The following is a 16,825-nucleotide window of genomic DNA, read 5'->3' on the forward strand; positions in this document are numbered from 1 at the left end:
CCGGATACGCAGAGCGAAGTTGGCTCTGCGGCAAACGTGTAGCTGTAATTCGCGAAATGCCCTACAGCAAACGTTTGCAAAGGCTTGAAGAGTTACACACCCAATAACCGGTTCACCTAATGAGACCGGTATTAAAAAAAGAGAACCAAAGGAGCTCCACCCATGAAATTGAGCAGCAAAGTGCTACTGGCCATGGCCATCAGCAGCATCACCGCCACCGCCTACGCGGAATCAGTGAGCCAGGACTTCGTTCCAACCACACTGGCCGGTACCAGCGCCCAAAGCGAGGCCAAAGGCTTTGTCGAAGACTTCAGCCTGGGCGGCCAGACGCGTAACTGGTACTCCCATGAAAGCAAGTACCGTGGTGGCACCTTCGAATACCAAAAGCACGGTAAAACCCTGACCGACCGCAACCGTACCAACTGGGTACAGGGCACCATCCTCAACGCCAGCTCGGGTTTCACCGAAGGTACCGTAGGCGTCAAGACCGAAGTTGCGGTGTACAACGCTCTGGTCCTGGACCGCAGCAAGCGTGACATCAAGGGCGGCTCCAACCGTACCCTGGCTGATTCCAGCGGCGACGCCGTAGATCAGTGGAGCAAGCTGGGCCTGGCCAACGTGCAATTCCGTGTGTCGAACACCACCCTGACCGCCGGTCGCCAGAACTTCAGCAGCGCAATCGTCGACACCATCGGCAACCGTGCCCTGCCTTCGAGCTTCCAGGGCGTGAGCATCGACAGCCAGGAGTTCAGCAACCTGTCGTTCCAAGGCGGTATTTTTGACCGCGTATCGCCGCGTAGCGAGCAAAGCCTGTCAAAATTCCGTACCGAGTACGGCAATGGTGCCGAGACCGACAAGGTCTACACCGCCGGTGTGAACTACCAGCCACTCAAGAGCTTGAAGACCAGCTTCTTCGCCGCCAACGTCAAGGACTTCTGGAACCAGTACTACTTTGGCGCAACCCACGAATTGGGTGATAGCCAGCAACTGGCACTGACCACCGGTTTCAACTACTACAAGACCGTTGACGAAGGCAAAAAGGAAATGGGGGAAATCGACAACGATACCTACTCCCTGTCCCTGGGCCTGGCTCACCAGGCTCACAGCCTGACCTTCTCTTATCAGCATGTGAACGGTAACGAATACTTCGACTACCTGCACGAAACCAACGGCATCTACCTGGCCAACTCCCTGACATCGGACTTTAACGGCCCGAACGAGAAATCGTTCCAGATCGCCTACGCCATCAACATGGCCGAATACGGCGTGCCAGGCCTGAAGTTCAACGCCTACTCGGCACGCGGCTGGGACATCGACGGCACCCACTACACCGGTAACGGTGGCCGGGCCAAATTCGCCTACGACGGCATCCAGAAACAAGACGGCGAGAAACACCAGGAATACGGTGTAGGCGCCGGCTACGCGATCCAGAGCGGCCCGCTCAAGGCCACGGCTATCCGTGCAACCTACGTCGAGCACCGTGGCAGCAAGTTCCAGTCTGACGGCAGCATCAAGGAATTCCGCCTGGTCACCACCATTCCATTCAACATTCTTTAATTAGCGCCAGGTGCACCGCGGGCTCAGGACGAGTTCGCGGTGCATGCTTGTCTGGTTGAAACAATCGTGGAGGACTCCTAGATGAAAATGCTCCCGTTACAAGCAGCCATCGCTGCTGCGCTGTTGAGTGTGGCCGTCGGCATTTCAGCCAAGCCGCTGGTGGTCTGCACCGAAGCCAGCCCGGAAGGCTTCGACCCGGTCCTGTACACCACGGCCGTCACCGCCGACGCCGCCGCCGAAACCATGTTCAACCGCCTGGTGGACTTCAAGCCTGGCACGACCCAAATCGTGCCCGCGCTCGCCAAGTCCTGGGACATCAGTGAAGACGGCCTGACCTATACGTTCCACCTGCGCGATGACGTCAAGTTCCATACCACCGACTACTTCAAGCCCACGCGTAACCTGAATGCCGACGACGTGCTCTGGAGCTTCCAGCGTCAACTGGACCCGAAACACCCATGGCACGACAAGTCCACCACCGGCTTCCCCTATTTCGAAAGCATGGGTTTCAAGGAACTGCTCAAAAGCGTCGAGAAGACCGATGACCACACCGTGGTCTTCACCCTGACCCGCCCCGAAGCGCCGTTCCTGGCCGATGTCGCGATGCCGTTCACCGCCATCCATTCCGCCGAATACGCCAACAAGCTGCTGGCCGCCAACAAGACCGGCGAGCTCAACAGCAAGCCAATCGGCACCGGCCCGTTCATTTTCACCCGCTACCAGAAAGACGCCCAGGTGCGCTTCAAGGCCAACCCGGAGTACTTCCGTGGCAAGCCGCCCGCCGACCCGCTGATCCTGGCGATCGCGGTGGATAACAACGTGCGCCTGCAAAAGCTCAAGGCCAATGAGTGCCAGATCGCCCTGTACCCCAAGCCCGATGACCTGCCGAGCATCAAGGCCGATCCAAACCTGAAGGTCGCGGAACTGGCGGCGATGACCACCGCCTACACCGCCATGAACACCACCCACAAGTACATGAGCGACGCGCGGGTGCGCCACGCGATCAACATCGCGTTCGACAAACAAGGCTATAACGAATCCCTGTACGGCAAAGGCAATGCCGTCGACGCCACCGGCCCGTACCCGCCGACCCTGCTAGGCTTCAACGACAAACTGAAAAACCCGGCCCGCGACCTGGACAAGGCCCGCGCCTTGCTCAAGGAAGCCGGCGTGCCAGAAGGCACTGAGTTCACCCTGTTCACCCGCAACGGCGGCGGCCCGACCAACCCCAACCCGATGCTTGGCGCCCAGCGTATGCAGGCGGATCTGGCGCAGATTGGCCTGAAGGTCAATATCAGGGTCATGGAGTGGGGCGAAATGCTCAAGCGCGCCAAGGCTGGCGAGCACGACATGGTCTCTGCCGGCTGGGCCGGGGATAACGGCGATCCAGACAACTTCCTCACGCCGAACCTGAGTTGCGATGCAGCGAAAAACGGCGAAAACTACGCCCGTTGGTGTAACCAGGAGTTTCAGGGCTTGATCGACAAGGCCCGCGCCATCGCTGAACCCACACAGCGCGCCGCACTCTATGAACAAGCGCTGGACGTTTTCGACAAGGACCAACCGTGGATCCCCATGGCCTACCCGAAAATGTTCACCGCCATGCGTAAAAACGTCGAGGGTTATACCCAAAGCCCCCTGACCAACAATAACTTCGCCACCACCCAGGTGAAGTAATAAGAGACGCCCGGCGCCGTCGACATTGACGGTGCCGGACCTGCCTAACCGGCTGATTGAGGTAGATACCACGATGTTTAGTTTTATTGCCCGCCGATTGGGATTATTGATCCCAACGTTTTTCGGCATCACGTTGCTGACTTTTGCGTTGATTCGCATGATCCCTGGCGACCCCGTAGAAGTCATGATGGGCGAGAGGCGGGTTGACCCCGAGATGCACGCCCAGGCAATGGAACGCCTTGGCTTGAACAAACCCTTGTATGCGCAATACCTGGACTACGTCGGCAAGCTCGCCCAGGGCGACCTCGGCGAATCCCTGCGGACCCGCACCAGCGTTTGGACCGAGTTCAGCGCCCTGTTCCCCGCGACCCTGGAACTGTCCATGGCCGCCCTGTTGTTCGCCGGCATCCTCGGGCTATTGGCCGGGGTGATCGCGGCCTTGAAGCGAGGATCCCTGTTCGACCATGGGGTGATGGGCATCTCCCTGGCGGGATATTCGATGCCGATCTTCTGGTGGGGCCTGATCCTGATCATGTTCTTCTCCGTGAGCCTGGGCTGGACCCCGGTTTCCGGGCGTATCGACCTGCTCTACGACATCGAGCCACGCACCGGCTTCATGCTGATCGACACCTTGCTGGCCGACGAGCCGGACGCGTTCTGGGATGCCCTGCACCACCTGATCCTGCCAGCCATCGTGCTCGGCACCATCCCGCTGGCGGTGATTGCGCGGATGACCCGCTCCTCGATGCTCGAAGTCCTGCGCGAAGACTACATCCGCACCGCCAAGGCCAAAGGCCTGTCGCCGGCGCGCGTGGTATTCGTACACGGCCTGCGTAATGCGCTGATTCCGGTGCTGACCGTGGTCGGCCTGCAAGTCGGCACGTTGCTGGCCGGTGCAGTCCTGACCGAAACCATCTTCTCCTGGCCCGGCATCGGCAAATGGCTGATCGAAGCCATTGGCGCACGGGACTACCCGGTGGTGCAAAACGGCATCCTGCTGATCGCCTGCCTGGTGATCCTGGTGAACTTCGTGGTGGATATCCTCTACGGCTTCGCCAACCCACGCATCCGTCACCAGCGCTGAGATCATGACCATGACCACACCTACTCAAGTGTCAGCAGTCGATCAAAGCCTGCTGTACCCGTCGCCGTACAAAGAATTCTGGCAAGCCTTCTCCAAGAACAAGGGCGCGGTTGCCGGCCTGCTGTTCATGTTGCTGATCGTGTTCTGTGCGATCTTCGCCCCGTGGGTTGCCCCCCATAACCCGAGCGAGCAATACCGCGACTTCCTGCTGACCCCGCCGTCGTGGCTTGAAGGCGGGCAGATACAGTTCCTGCTGGGCACCGACGAACTGGGCCGCGACCTGCTGTCGCGCCTGATCCAGGGCTCGCGCCTGTCGTTGCTGATCGGCTTGTCGTCGGTGGTGATGTCGCTGATCCCGGGGATCCTGCTGGGCCTGTTCGCCGGGTTCTTCCCGCGCCTGCTCGGCCCGACCATCATGCGTCTGATGGACATCATGCTGGCCCTGCCGTCGCTGCTGCTGGCCGTGGCGATTGTCGCCATCCTCGGCCCTGGCCTGATCAACACCGTGATCGCGATTGCGATCGTGTCGCTGCCATCCTACGTGCGCCTGACCCGCGCAGCAGTGATGGGCGAGCTCAACCGTGACTACGTGACGGCCGCGCGCCTGGCCGGTGCCGGTCTGCCACGCCTGATGTTCGTCACAGTGCTGCCCAACTGCATGGCCCCCCTGATCGTGCAGGCGACCTTGAGCTTTTCCTCGGCGATTCTCGATGCTGCGGCCCTGGGTTTCCTCGGCCTTGGCGTGCAACCGCCAACCCCCGAGTGGGGCACCATGCTGGCCTCGGCCCGTGACTACATCGAACGTGCCTGGTGGGTCGTGAGCCTGCCTGGCTTGACCATTTTGCTCAGCGTGCTGGCAATCAACCTGATGGGCGACGGACTGCGCGATGCGCTGGATCCGAAACTCAAGAATGCCGCGTGAGGAGATTCCCATGTCACTGCTAGAAATCAAGAATCTCAATGTGCGCTTCGGCGACAAGACTGCCGTGCCAGTGGTCGACGGGCTCGACCTATCCGTGGACAAAGGCGAAGTACTGGCCATCGTTGGCGAGTCGGGCTCGGGTAAATCCGTGACCATGATGGCGCTGATGGGCCTGATCGAGCATCCCGGCATCGTCAGCGCCGACTCGCTGACCTTCGACGGCAAGGACATGCTCAAGCTGAGCAATCGCCAGCGCCGGCAGATCGTCGGCAAAGACCTGGCGATGGTCTTCCAGGACCCGATGACCGCGCTGAACCCCAGCTATACCGTGGGGTTCCAGATTGAAGAAGTGCTGCGCCTGCACCTGAAAATGTCCGGCAAGCAAGCGCGCAAGCGTGCCATCGAGTTGCTGGAAAAAGTCGAAATCCCCGGCGCTGCCAGCCGCATGGACGCCTACCCGCACCAGTTGTCGGGCGGCATGAGCCAGCGTGTAGCGATTGCCATGGCCATTGCCGGCGAGCCCAAGCTGCTGATCGCGGATGAGCCGACCACGGCGTTGGACGTGACCATCCAGGCGCAGATCATGGAGCTGCTGCTGGCCCTGCAGAAAGAACAGAACATGGGCCTGGTACTGATCACCCACGACCTCGCGGTGGTAGCAGAAACCGCCCAGCGCGTGTGCGTGATGTATGCCGGCCAAGCCGTGGAAGTCGGCCAGGTGCCGGGCTTGTTCGACGTACCCGCGCATCCTTACAGCGAGGCATTGCTGGCGGCGATCCCGGAACACAGCATGGGCGCCGAGCGCCTGGCAACCTTGCCGGGCATCGTCCCCGGCCGTTATGACCGCCCGCAAGGCTGCCTGTTGTCGCCACGCTGCCCCTACGTGCAGGACAGCTGCCGCCAGACCCGTCCGAGCCTGGACCCGCAAGCCCACAGCCTTGTGCGCTGCTTCTACCCCTTGAATCAGGAGGTGGCGTAATGGCCGTCGTTCTTACCGCCCGCGACCTGACCCGTCACTACGAAGTGTCCCGTGGCCTGTTCAAGGGCCACGCCACCGTGCGCGCCCTCAATGGCGTGTCGTTCGAACTGGAAGCCGGCAAGACCCTGGCTGTCGTGGGTGAGTCCGGTTGCGGCAAATCCACCCTGGCCCGCGCGCTGACGCTGATTGAAGAGCCATCGTCCGGCTCCTTGAAAATCGCCGGCCAGGAAGTCGCCGGCGCCGACAAGGCCCAGCGCAAGCAACTGCGCAAAGACGTGCAGATGGTGTTCCAGAGCCCTTACGCGTCGTTGAACCCACGGCAGAAAGTCGGTGATCAACTGGGCGAGCCGCTGCTGATCAACACCAACCTGTCCGCCGCCGAGCGCCGGGAAAAAGTCCAGGCGATGATGAAGCAAGTGGGCCTGCGCCCTGAGCATTACCAGCGCTACCCGCATATGTTCTCCGGTGGCCAGCGCCAGCGGATCGCCCTGGCCCGGGCGATGATGCTGCAACCCAAAGTGCTGGTGGCGGACGAACCGACCTCGGCGCTGGACGTGTCGATCCAGGCCCAGGTGCTCAACCTGTTCATGGATTTGCAGCAGCAGTACAACACGGCCTATGTGTTCATCTCCCACAACCTGGCGGTCGTCCAGCACGTGGCGGATGACGTGATGGTGATGTATCTCGGCCGCCCGGTGGAAGTGGGTCCCAAGGAAGACATCTACGCACGCCCCCTGCACCCGTACACCCAGGCGCTGTTGTCGGCCACCCCGACCATTCACCCGGACCCGAACAAACCGAAAATCAAGATCGTCGGCGAACTGCCCAACCCGTTGAACCCGCCACCTGGCTGCGCCTTCCACAAGCGCTGCCCGTACGCGACCGAGCGCTGCAGCAGTGAAGAGCCGCTGTTGCGCGAACTGGACAACCGCCAGGTGGCTTGCCATCACGCGGAGCAGTTCGTGGCCTAAAGCCTGTGGGAACGGGCTTGTGTGGGAGCGGGCTTGCTCGCGAAAGCGGTGGGTCAGCCCCCCATTCAGTGACTGATACGCCGCCTTCGCGAGCAAGCCCGCTCCCACAGGGGATCGTGGTGATACCGAGTTGTACAGCCTCTCCCGCCAGATTGCGCATCAGTCTGGCAGGAGGGGCTTTTTTGTTTTTTGGGGCCGCATCGAGGCCCGGTCAAAGTGTAAAAGCTGTAAATGACATTTACTTACATTTGATAATGAATAGCATTCCGGCGCATAGAGAGCGCCGAATCCTGCTGGAAGGCAGTTCTGGTGCATCTCGCCCAGTTACCACCTTCCTTAAAGGATTTTACTCACATGTCCCCTCGATTCAGGCTCAGCCGTTTTTCCCTGGCGCTTATCGCCGCCCTTTCGTCTCCCACACTGCTGGCAGATACCCAGGAGAAAGAACACGGCAAAGTCCCGATAGAGACGACCGACCTGCCCGTCGACGGCACCTCCCAAGCCTTGGAACTGAGCGAAACACGAATCCTGGGCACCGCCGCCGAAGAGCTCAAACAAGCCCCCGGCGTGTCGATCATCACCGCCGAAGACATCAAGAAGCGCCCACCGACCAACGATCTGTCGGACATCATCCGCCGTGAGCCAGGCGTCAACCTGACCGGCAACAGCTCCAGCGGCAGCCGTGGCAACAATCGCCAGATCGACCTGCGCGGCATGGGCCCGGAAAATACCCTGATCCTGATCGATGGCAAGCCGTCGACCTCGCGCAACGCCGTGCGCTACGGCTGGAGCGGCGACCGTGATACCCGTGGCGAAACCAACTGGGTACCGGCCGAGGAAGTCGAACGCATCGAAATCCTCCGTGGCCCGGCGGCCGCGCGTTATGGCTCCGGCGCCATGGGCGGGGTGATCAACATCATCACCAAGCGCCCGACCGACCAGTTGCACGGCTCGCTGACCACCTACGTGTCGCTGCCCGAAGACGATGCCGAAGGCATGAGCAAGCGCACCAACTTCAACCTCAGCGGCCCGTTGAGCGATACCTTGGCGTTCCGCGTCTACGGCGGCCTGAACAAGACCGACGCCGATGACTCCAACATCAACCAGGCCGAGCAGGCCAGCGCCGACTCGTTGGTAGCCGGCCGCGAAGGTGTGCGCAACAAGGACGTCAACGGCTTGCTCAGCTGGCAGTTCACCCCCGAGCAAACCCTGGACCTGGAAGCCAGCTACAGCCGCCAGGGCAATATCTTTGCCGGCGACACCATGCTCAACGGCGGCGGCACCTTCGTTAACAGCCTGGTGGGCAAGGAAACCAGCGTGATCCAGCGCAGCAGTTTCTCCGCCACCCATCGCGGCGAGTTTGACTGGGGTTCGACCCTGGCGTCGCTGAGCCACGACCTGACCCGCAACGCGCGTCTCAACGAAGGCCTGGCGGGCTCCGGCGAAGGTGCACCTTCTGCCACTGCGGGTGCTTTTGAGTCGCGCCTGCGCAATACCCGAGCGACTGCCGAAGTCAACCTGCCCCTGAGCTTCGGCACTGAGCAGGTACTGACCCTGGGCAGCGAATACCTCTACGAATCGATGAACGATCCAGGCTCGCTGCGCCCACAAAGCTACGACCCAGGCACCGGTGCTGTCCCAGGCATCCCAGGCGTCAGCCGCAGCAGCACCAAGACCACCGCGTCGAGCTATGCGTTGTTCGCCGAGGACAACATCGAAGTCGGCAGCAAGACCATCATCACCCCCGGCCTGCGCTACGACAATCATGAAGAGTACGGCGGCAACTGGAGCCCGAGCCTTAACGCCTCGCACCAGTTGACCGATGAACTGAGCCTCAAGGGTGGTATCGCCCGGGCCTACAAGACGCCGAACCTGTATCAATCCAATCCCAACTACCTGCTGTACAGCCGCGGCAATGGTTGCAACGCCAGCGAAGCCAACTCGGGCGGTTGCTACCTGATCGGCAACCCGAACCTGAAACCGGAAATCAGCGTCAACAAGGAAATTGGCCTGGCCTTCGACAAAGGCACCTGGCGCACCAGCGCGACCTACTTCCGTAATGACTACAAGAACAAAATCAATGCCAGCAACCAGGCCGCTTTCCGCCTGGACGGCGGCCGCCGTGTACTGCAGTGGGAAAACAGCGGCGCGGCACTGGTCCAGGGGATCGAGGGCAACCTGTTCATGGACCTGCGCGACGACCTGGCCTGGAACACCAACCTGACCTACATGATCGACTCCAAGGACAAGGACACTGGCGAGCCACTGAGCATCATTCCCAAGTACACGGTCAACACCACGCTGGACTGGCAGGCCACCGACAAACTGTCGTTCCAGGTCAGCGGCACCTACTACGGCAAACAGGAAGCGCCGACCCTCAATTCACGCAGTGCCAATAATTACGACAGCAGCGCGCAGCAGGATGTCGACCCGTACGGCCTGATGGGCCTGAGCAGTGGCTACGAGTTCACCAAGAACCTGAGCGTACGCGTGGGTATCGAAAACCTGCTGGACAAGCGCCTGTATCGCAAAGGCAATGCGGATGACGCGGGCGCGCAGACCTATAACGAGCCGGGGCGTGCTTACTTTGCGTCGGTGACTGCTTCCTTCTGACGCTACACCTCAACGAAAACACCTGCACCGCCCGGCCTGCCGGGCGGTGCTTTTTCCGACGATGTTGAAATATCGTTGATCAAGTTTGATTCGAACTTATCTGTAATCCCCGCCCAGAAAAGGCAACTAATAAAGAAAATAACTACAACCAACACTCGTTAACCCCCGACCTTACCTCGCAAAATCTGAAACATGTAACATCTCCTCCATTAATATTGCCCCACAGAAAATCCACGATTAAAGTCTGCCGTCCAAACCCTCATCAACAGGTAGACCTTTATGAAGTATCGCGACATATCCCGTTCACTCGAAAACTTACTAAACACCATCTATAAAGATGGCGACGTCACCTTTGAAGAATTCAAAACCCTCCAGAAAGAATCGGATCGCCGTTGGGAGGCGGTCATGGAAGAGCTTGGCAAGAACAACACGCTAATCTCTTTCCAAAGCGCCATGGATGTTGCCCTGCACTTGCTCTACCTCAGTGTCGAGCACATAAAAAACCAGGAGTTGACCGACTTTGGCGAAGCGCTTGTAAAAGATGCGGTGATTGCACAGGTTGAAGCGGTGCGGGTGGGGGCGGAGCTTTCCTTGAAACAGCTGAGAGTTGGATCGAATACGCTGTAATTTTTACGACCCTCCAATGAAAAGGGCGACGGCATGGTGGCTTCGCCCTTTCATCAATTCACGTCATGAAAGCACAACACTTTCATACCACGCCATCTTTCGCCCGACACCTTGACTATCTAACATGATATCGATCTCCACATTCACCCATCAAAGTCACATGCCTCCCACTTCTAACGTAGAAGGCACAAAGTTCAGCGCCAACTGCTAACATTAACAGTTGGCAACCCAGAACCTCTCAACACCTACAATACAGCACCGGCCTGCTTCAATATGAAGTACCCTTCGACACGTCTAACCGTATCCCCAATAGGCACATCGAGATTAAACGTAAAAAATCCAGATTTTTCTGAAGGGTTAATCATTCCGGTAATAAAACCGGACGTAAGTCTAGTCACCCCCCCTGACAGAAAATGTTCCACACGATATCCCTGATTAACAGGAACATTGACCCCCCAAAAATCAAACGTATCGAATCTAAAAATAAAGCCCGTTTCATGTATAGGGTTATCTGTATCCCGACCTTGAAAAATCGGCAGGACAGGAAACTGCCCCGTCTCAAGATATACGTACTTATAACGAGGGGTTACAAGCCCTCCGTCTTCAAAACGATATTCAAAGTGCCCGATGGCATCCGCTACCATACTTTCTTCATGACTGACCATGACTCACTCTCCATGCTATGTAATTTGATAGAAAGACCTGTGCTTTCAAGCTCCAAACCAAAAACATGCTGTTGAGCGTCTACTGTCAACATTGATAGTAGGCCTCACGACCTCGTTTTTTGCCCAAAAAGCAAAACACCTTTTACATTGGTCTTCATGTCTATTTAACAGCCGCGCCCTATAAAACCTACTGTCAAGCTTCACAGTTGACTTTCCAGCTATTCTCAAGGCGATAAAAAACCCTAAAGATAAAATCTTTAGGGTTTTTTAGTTTCGTACTATGAAATGACTAAATTAATGATGCTCACGCGTCGCGCGGAACTTCACATCCGGCCAGCGCTCTTCCATCAGCGCCAGGTTGACCCGGGTCGGGGCCAGGTAGGTCAGGTGACCGCCGCCGTCGATGGCGAGGTTTTCCACCGCCTTGTTGGAAAACTCCTCCAGTTTCTTCTTGTCACTGCAATCGATCCAGCGCGCGGAGTACACGGTGATTGGCTCGTAGGAGCACTCGACCTTGTATTCCTCTTTCAAGCGGCTGGCCACCACATCGAACTGCAGCACACCGACGGCGCCGAGGATGATGTCGTTGCTGCGCTCGGGGAAGAACACCTGGGTCGCGCCCTCTTCGGCCAATTGCTGCAAACCCTGGCGCAGTTGCTTGGACTTGAGCGGGTCGCGCAGGCGTACGCGGCGGAACAGTTCCGGGGCGAAGTGCGGGATACCGGTGAAGCCCAGTGCCTCGCCTTCGGTGAAGGTGTCGCCGATCTGGATGGTGCCGTGGTTGTGCAGGCCGATGATGTCGCCGGCAAACGCTTCTTCCAGTTGTTCACGCTCGGAGGAGAAGAACGTCAGGGCGTCGCCGATGCGCACGTCCTTGCCGGTACGCACGTGACGCATCTTCATGCCCTTTTCGTATTTGCCGGAGCAGATACGCATAAAGGCGATACGGTCGCGGTGCTTGGGGTCCATGTTCGCCTGGATCTTGAACACGAAACCGGTGAATTTTTCTTCGACTGGCTCAACCGTGCGCTCGTTGGCAACCCGCGCCAGAGGCTTGGGCGCCCAGTTCACGACCGCATCAAGCACGTGATCGACACCGAAGTTGCCCAATGCCGTACCGAAGAACACCGGGGTCAACTGGCCGTCGAGGAATTCCTGCTGGTTGAATTCGTGGCAGGCGCCCTGCACCAGCTCAAGTTGGTCGACAAACCGGTCGTACTCGTCACCCAGGTGGGCGCGGGCTTCGTCGGAATCGAGTTTCTCGATGATTTTCACGTCGGTGCGTTCATGACCGTGGCCGGCGGTGTAGACAATGATGTAGTCGTCGGCCAGGTGGTACACGCCCTTGAAGTCGCGGTAGCAACCAATCGGCCAGGTAATCGGCGCAGCCTTGATTTTCAGGACGGCTTCGATTTCATCGAGCAGTTCGATCGGATCACGGATATCACGGTCGAGTTTGTTGATAAAGCTGACGATCGGCGTGTCACGCAGGCGGCAGACATCCATCAGCGCGATGGTACGTGGCTCAACGCCCTTACCACCGTCGAGGACCATCAAGGCCGAGTCCACTGCGGTCAGGGTGCGATAGGTATCTTCGGAGAAGTCTTCGTGGCCCGGGGTGTCGAGCAGGTTGATCATGTGTTCGCGGTAAGGGAACTGCATGACCGACGTGGTAATGGAAATACCCCGTTGCTTCTCCATCTCCATCCAGTCGGAAGTGGCATGGCGATCAGACTTGCGGGATTTCACCGTGCCGGCCACAGCGATCGCCTTGCCCATCAGCAGGAGCTTTTCGGTGATGGTGGTTTTACCGGCATCGGGGTGGGAAATAATGGCGAAAGTGCGGCGTTTCGCGACTTCGGCGGCCTGGTGGGTCATGGGAAATCGCCTGGCAGGTGAGTCAAAAAAGGGCGGCGAGTATAGCGTAAATCAAGGCACCCAGACCACCGCTCACCCGATTGGGGGTGGCTAAATGCTGCCAATTATGGAACCTTTTAAAAGGCGGAGACGTCCACTCCCCTGTTATCGCATTGGTAACAGAGGCTGAAATATCAGCAAGTTAGCCTGACGGGGCTGCGCTCATGGTTCGACCAAACGCCGTATTGCCGGCATTGGCGAGCTGCTTTTCGCGACCACATTGACCGGCAGCCAGGAATGGCAATGCCACACGGGAATGTGCTCGCCGACTGAAATAAAGGAGTCCGCCTGTGGCTATTCGCTATGGCAAAGGGCTGATAGGAGGAGCGGTTGTCGTCGCTCTCCTGGCCCTGCTGATCCACTGGATCGGCATCAACACGATCGAGATGTACCGCGACGATTTGTTGTTTTACCTGCAAGCACACCTGATCCTCGTTCTAGTCTCCATGCTGGCCGCCCTCGTTGTAGGGATTCCCGCCGGTATCCTGCTCAGCCGACCGAATATGGTCGGGCGCGCAGAACGTTTCATGCAGATCTTCAACATCGGCAACACCGTCCCTCCCCTGGCCGTACTGGCCATCGCCCTCGGCGTCCTCGGCATCGGCATGGGCCCTGCGATCTTCGCCCTGTTCCTCGCCTCCTTGCTGCCAATCGTGCGCAACACCTATGAAGGCCTGAAAAACGTGCAGGGCTCCCTGAAGGAAGCGGCCGTCGGCATCGGCATGACCCCGCGCCAGGTGTTGTTTCGCGTCGAACTGCCCAACGCCGTGCCGATCATCATCGGTGGCGTGCGTGTGGCCCTGGCGATCAACGTCGGCACCGCACCGCTGGCGTTCCTGATTGGTGCCAACAGCCTGGGCAGCCTGATCTTCCCCGGCATCACCCTGAACAATCAGCCGCAATTACTGCTCGGCGCCGCGTGTACCGCGCTGCTGGCCTTGCTGCTTGACGGCCTGGTGACCATGGCCAGCCGCCTCTGGCTGGAACGCGGAGTGCGTGCGTCTTAAGGCTGGGTAAAGGAATCGACATGAAAAAAATAAGCTTGATATTAGGCTGCGTCCTGCTGTTTGCAGGCATTGCGCAAGCCGCTGAAAAACCGGTGATCCGCATCGGCGCCCGAGTGTTCACCGAGCAGACCCTGCTCGCGGAAATCACCTCCCAGTATCTGCGCACCAAGGGTTACGACACCCGCGTGACCGGTGGCCTGGGCAGCAACCTGGCGCGCAGTGCCCAGGAAAGCGGGCAACTGGACCTGATCTGGGAATACACCGGCGTGTCCCTGGTGGCCTACAACCATGTGGACGAAAAACTCGACAGCGAACAGTCCTACGCACGGGTCAAAGAACTCGACGCGAAAAAAGGCCTGGTCTGGCTCTCGCCATCGAAGTTCAGCAACACCTACGCCCTGGCACTGCCAGAAAAAGTGGCCGCCGAGCACCCGCAGATCAATACGATCAGCGACCTGAACAACGCCATGCGAGAGGACACCAAGGAGCACCGCCTGGTGGCTCTGGACACCGAGTTCGCCAACCGTTCCGACGGCATGGCCGGCATGGTCAAGCTGTATGAGATGAACCTGACCCGCGAAAACACGCGCCAGATGGACGCCGGCCTGGTCTACACCGCGCTGCGTAACGGCCAGGTGTTTGCAGGGTTGGTGTACACCACTGACGGGCGCCTCAACGCCTTCAAGTTGAAGCTGCTGGAAGATGACCTGCATTACTTCCCGGACTACACCGCCGCGCCCGTGGTGCGTCAGGTTTATCTGGATGCCCACCCGCAACTGGCCGCCGAGCTCAAGCCACTGGCGGCGCTGTTCGACGATGAAACCATGCGCCAGTTGAACGCGCGGGTCGACGTCGACCATGAAAGCCCGTCCGCAGTTGCCGCTGATTTCCTGCGCCAGCACCCACTCAACTAAAGAGGAGAAGACATGGAATTTTTGAACGCCTTTTCCCATCTTGATTGGGCCCAAGTCCTGCACCTGACCTGGCAGCACATCACCCTGGTCGGTATCGCCGTGATCCTCGCAATTGTCGTCGGCGTGCCCCTGGGCGTGCTGATGACCCGTTTCCCGACCCTCGCTGGCCCGTTGCAGGCCAGTGCCACGGTGTTGCTGACCGTGCCGTCCATCGCCCTGTTCGGCCTGCTGCTGCCGTTCTACTCCAAGTTCGGCCAGGGCCTGGGGCCGATGCCGGCGATCACCGCTGTGTTCCTCTACTCGCTGTTGCCGATCATGCGTAACACCTACCTGGCCCTGACCGGCGTGGAGCCTGGGATTCGCGAAGCCGCCAAAGGCATCGGCATGACCTTCGGCCAGCGCCTGCGCATGGTCGAGTTGCCCATCGCGGTGCCGGTGATCCTCGCCGGCGTGCGCACTGCCGTGGTGATGAATATCGGTGTGATGACCATTGCCGCCACCATCGGCGCCGGTGGCCTGGGTGTACTTATTCTGGCTTCCATCAGCCGCAGCGACATGTCGATGCTGATCGTTGGCGCCGTGCTGGTCAGTCTCCTGGCCATCTTCGCCGACCTGCTTCTGCAATGGCTGCAACGCTCGCTGACTCCAAAAGGATTGCTCAAATGATCGAACTTCAAAACCTGTCCAAGACCTTCCAAAGCAACGGCAAGACCATTACTGCCGTTAACGATGTGAGCCTGACCGTCAACGAAGGCGAAATTTGTGTGTTCCTCGGCCCATCGGGTTGCGGCAAGAGCACCACGCTGAAGATGATCAACCGCCTGATCCGCCCGACCTCGGGCAAGATCCTGATCAACGGCGAAGACACCACCGACCTCGATGAAGTGACCCTGCGCCGCAACATCGGCTATGTGATCCAGCAGATCGGCCTGTTCCCCAACATGACCATCGAGGAAAACATCGTGGTGGTGCCCAAGCTGCTGGGCTGGGACAAGCAGAAATGCCATGACCGCGCCCGCGAATTGATGAGCATGATCAAGCTCGAACCCAAGCAGTATCTGCACCGCTACCCGCGCGAGTTGTCCGGCGGCCAGCAGCAACGGATCGGCGTGATCCGCGCCCTGGCGGCCGATGCGCCGCTGCTGTTGATGGACGAACCGTTCGGCGCGGTCGACCCGATCAACCGCGAGATGATCCAGAACGAGTTCTTCGAGATGCAGCGTGCGCTGAACAAGACCGTGATCATGGTCAGCCATGACATCGACGAGGCGATCAAGCTCGGCGACAAGATCGCAATCTTCCGCGCCGGCAAGCTGTTGCAGATCGACCACCCGGACACTCTGCTGGCCCATCCTGCCGACGAATTTGTCAGCAACTTTGTCGGCCAGGACAGCACCCTCAAGCGCCTGCTGCTGGTCAAGGCCGAAGACGCGGCGGACAACGCCCCGTCGGTCAGCCCGGAAACCCCGGTAGCCGATGCCCTGGAGTTGATGGACGAGCATGACCGGCGCTATGTGGTGGTCACTTGCGCCGAGAACAAGGCGCTGGGGTATGTGCGACGTCGCGACCTGCATCGTCAGACCGGCACCTGCGCCCAGTACCTGCGCGAATTCAACGCCACGGCGGCGTTTGACGAGCACTTGCGCATCCTGCTGTCACGGATGTACGAGTTCAACCGTTCGTGGCTGCCGGTGATGGATGCCGAGCGGGTGTTTTTGGGGGAAGTGACCCAGGAGTCTATTGCCGAGTACCTGAGCTCCGGCAAGTCCCGTGGGGGCAAGACCAGTATTGTGTCGCCCGCAGAAACCGCCCAGGCCTGACCTGACACCACTCGGTCAAAACTGTGGGAGCGGGCTTGCTCGCGAAGACGGCGTGTCAGCCACTGAATAGGG

Annotated in this window: 14 protein-coding genes; 12 read left to right on the top strand and 2 right to left on the bottom strand. The window is 59.2% G+C overall.

Translation table 11 applies throughout. The features are described 5' to 3' along the window. Positions 1–162 precede the first annotated feature (162 nt). The 8 genes from BFQ03_RS24945 (at position 163) to BFQ03_RS24980 (ending at position 10,430) form a co-directional block, all read left to right on the top strand. Positions 163–1,557 carry an OprD family outer membrane porin gene (locus BFQ03_RS24945; RefSeq protein ID WP_032860133.1) on the top strand — a complete coding sequence of 465 codons (1,395 nt, stop codon included), beginning with the start codon at positions 163–165 and terminating at the stop codon, positions 1,555–1,557. A gap of 81 nt (positions 1,558–1,638) precedes the next feature. Then, entirely contained in the window at positions 1,639–3,234 is a 1,596-nt protein-coding gene (locus BFQ03_RS24950) for an ABC transporter substrate-binding protein (RefSeq protein WP_065944219.1), read from the top strand. Between the two features lie 73 nt (positions 3,235–3,307). After that, entirely contained in the window at positions 3,308–4,318 is a 1,011-nt protein-coding gene (locus tag BFQ03_RS24955) for an ABC transporter permease subunit (RefSeq protein WP_032860135.1), read from the top strand. Positions 4,319–4,328: 10 nt separating this feature from the next. Next, a complete protein-coding gene (locus BFQ03_RS24960; protein ID WP_029291943.1) occupies positions 4,329–5,240 on the top strand; it encodes an ABC transporter permease subunit in 912 nt (303 codons plus the stop codon). A gap of 10 nt (positions 5,241–5,250) precedes the next feature. Then, a complete protein-coding gene (locus tag BFQ03_RS24965; RefSeq protein ID WP_032860136.1) occupies positions 5,251–6,219 on the top strand; it encodes an ABC transporter ATP-binding protein in 969 nt (322 codons plus the stop codon). Continuing rightward, positions 6,219–7,190, top strand: coding sequence for a peptide ABC transporter ATP-binding protein (locus tag BFQ03_RS24970; RefSeq protein WP_029291946.1), 972 nt, complete (start codon positions 6,219–6,221; stop codon positions 7,188–7,190). Before BFQ03_RS24965 ends, BFQ03_RS24970 begins: the two co-directional genes overlap by 1 nt. 354 nt (positions 7,191–7,544) lie before the next feature. Continuing rightward, the gene (locus BFQ03_RS24975) at positions 7,545–9,803 is read left to right on the top strand and encodes a TonB-dependent siderophore receptor (protein ID WP_032860138.1); all 2,259 of its coding nucleotides are present in this window, start codon (positions 7,545–7,547) and stop codon (positions 9,801–9,803) included. 279 nt (positions 9,804–10,082) lie between these two features. Beyond that, entirely contained in the window at positions 10,083–10,430 is a 348-nt protein-coding gene (locus BFQ03_RS24980) for a hypothetical protein (RefSeq protein WP_065944220.1), read from the top strand. Between the two features lie 245 nt (positions 10,431–10,675). Here the strand turns inward: BFQ03_RS24980 and BFQ03_RS24985 are convergent, their stop codons facing one another. Continuing rightward, positions 10,676–11,095: a hypothetical protein gene (locus BFQ03_RS24985; RefSeq protein WP_065944221.1), complete on the bottom strand. Its 420-nt coding sequence runs from the start codon at positions 11,093–11,095 to the stop codon at positions 10,676–10,678. Between the two features lie 294 nt (positions 11,096–11,389). Then, positions 11,390–12,973 carry a peptide chain release factor 3 gene (locus BFQ03_RS24990; protein ID WP_032860140.1) on the bottom strand — a complete coding sequence of 528 codons (1,584 nt, stop codon included), beginning with the start codon at positions 12,971–12,973 and terminating at the stop codon, positions 11,390–11,392. Between the two features lie 329 nt (positions 12,974–13,302). Between BFQ03_RS24990 and BFQ03_RS24995 the strand changes: the two genes are divergently transcribed. Genes BFQ03_RS24995 through BFQ03_RS25010 form a run of 4 tightly spaced genes read left to right on the top strand, consistent with a single transcriptional unit; the run spans position 13,303 to position 16,753 of the window. Then, positions 13,303–14,019 (top strand): ABC transporter permease, encoded by a 717-nt coding sequence (locus BFQ03_RS24995; RefSeq protein WP_065944222.1) that lies wholly within the window; start codon positions 13,303–13,305, stop codon positions 14,017–14,019. Positions 14,020–14,039: 20 nt separating this feature from the next. Further along, on the top strand, positions 14,040–14,933 hold the full coding sequence (locus BFQ03_RS25000) for a glycine betaine ABC transporter substrate-binding protein (RefSeq protein ID WP_032860143.1): 894 nt from the start codon (positions 14,040–14,042) through the stop codon (positions 14,931–14,933). Positions 14,934–14,945: 12 nt separating this feature from the next. Continuing rightward, positions 14,946–15,599: an ABC transporter permease gene (locus BFQ03_RS25005; protein ID WP_027604864.1), complete on the top strand. Its 654-nt coding sequence runs from the start codon at positions 14,946–14,948 to the stop codon at positions 15,597–15,599. Further along, on the top strand, positions 15,596–16,753 hold the full coding sequence (locus BFQ03_RS25010) for an osmoprotectant ABC transporter ATP-binding protein OsmV (RefSeq protein ID WP_032860144.1): 1,158 nt from the start codon (positions 15,596–15,598) through the stop codon (positions 16,751–16,753). Before BFQ03_RS25005 ends, BFQ03_RS25010 begins: the two co-directional genes overlap by 4 nt. The last annotated feature ends 72 nt before the right edge of the window (positions 16,754–16,825 follow it).

This window comes from Pseudomonas sp. 25 R 14, from assembly GCF_900004755.1.
Lineage (GTDB): Bacteria > Pseudomonadota > Gammaproteobacteria > Pseudomonadales > Pseudomonadaceae > Aquipseudomonas > Aquipseudomonas brenneri.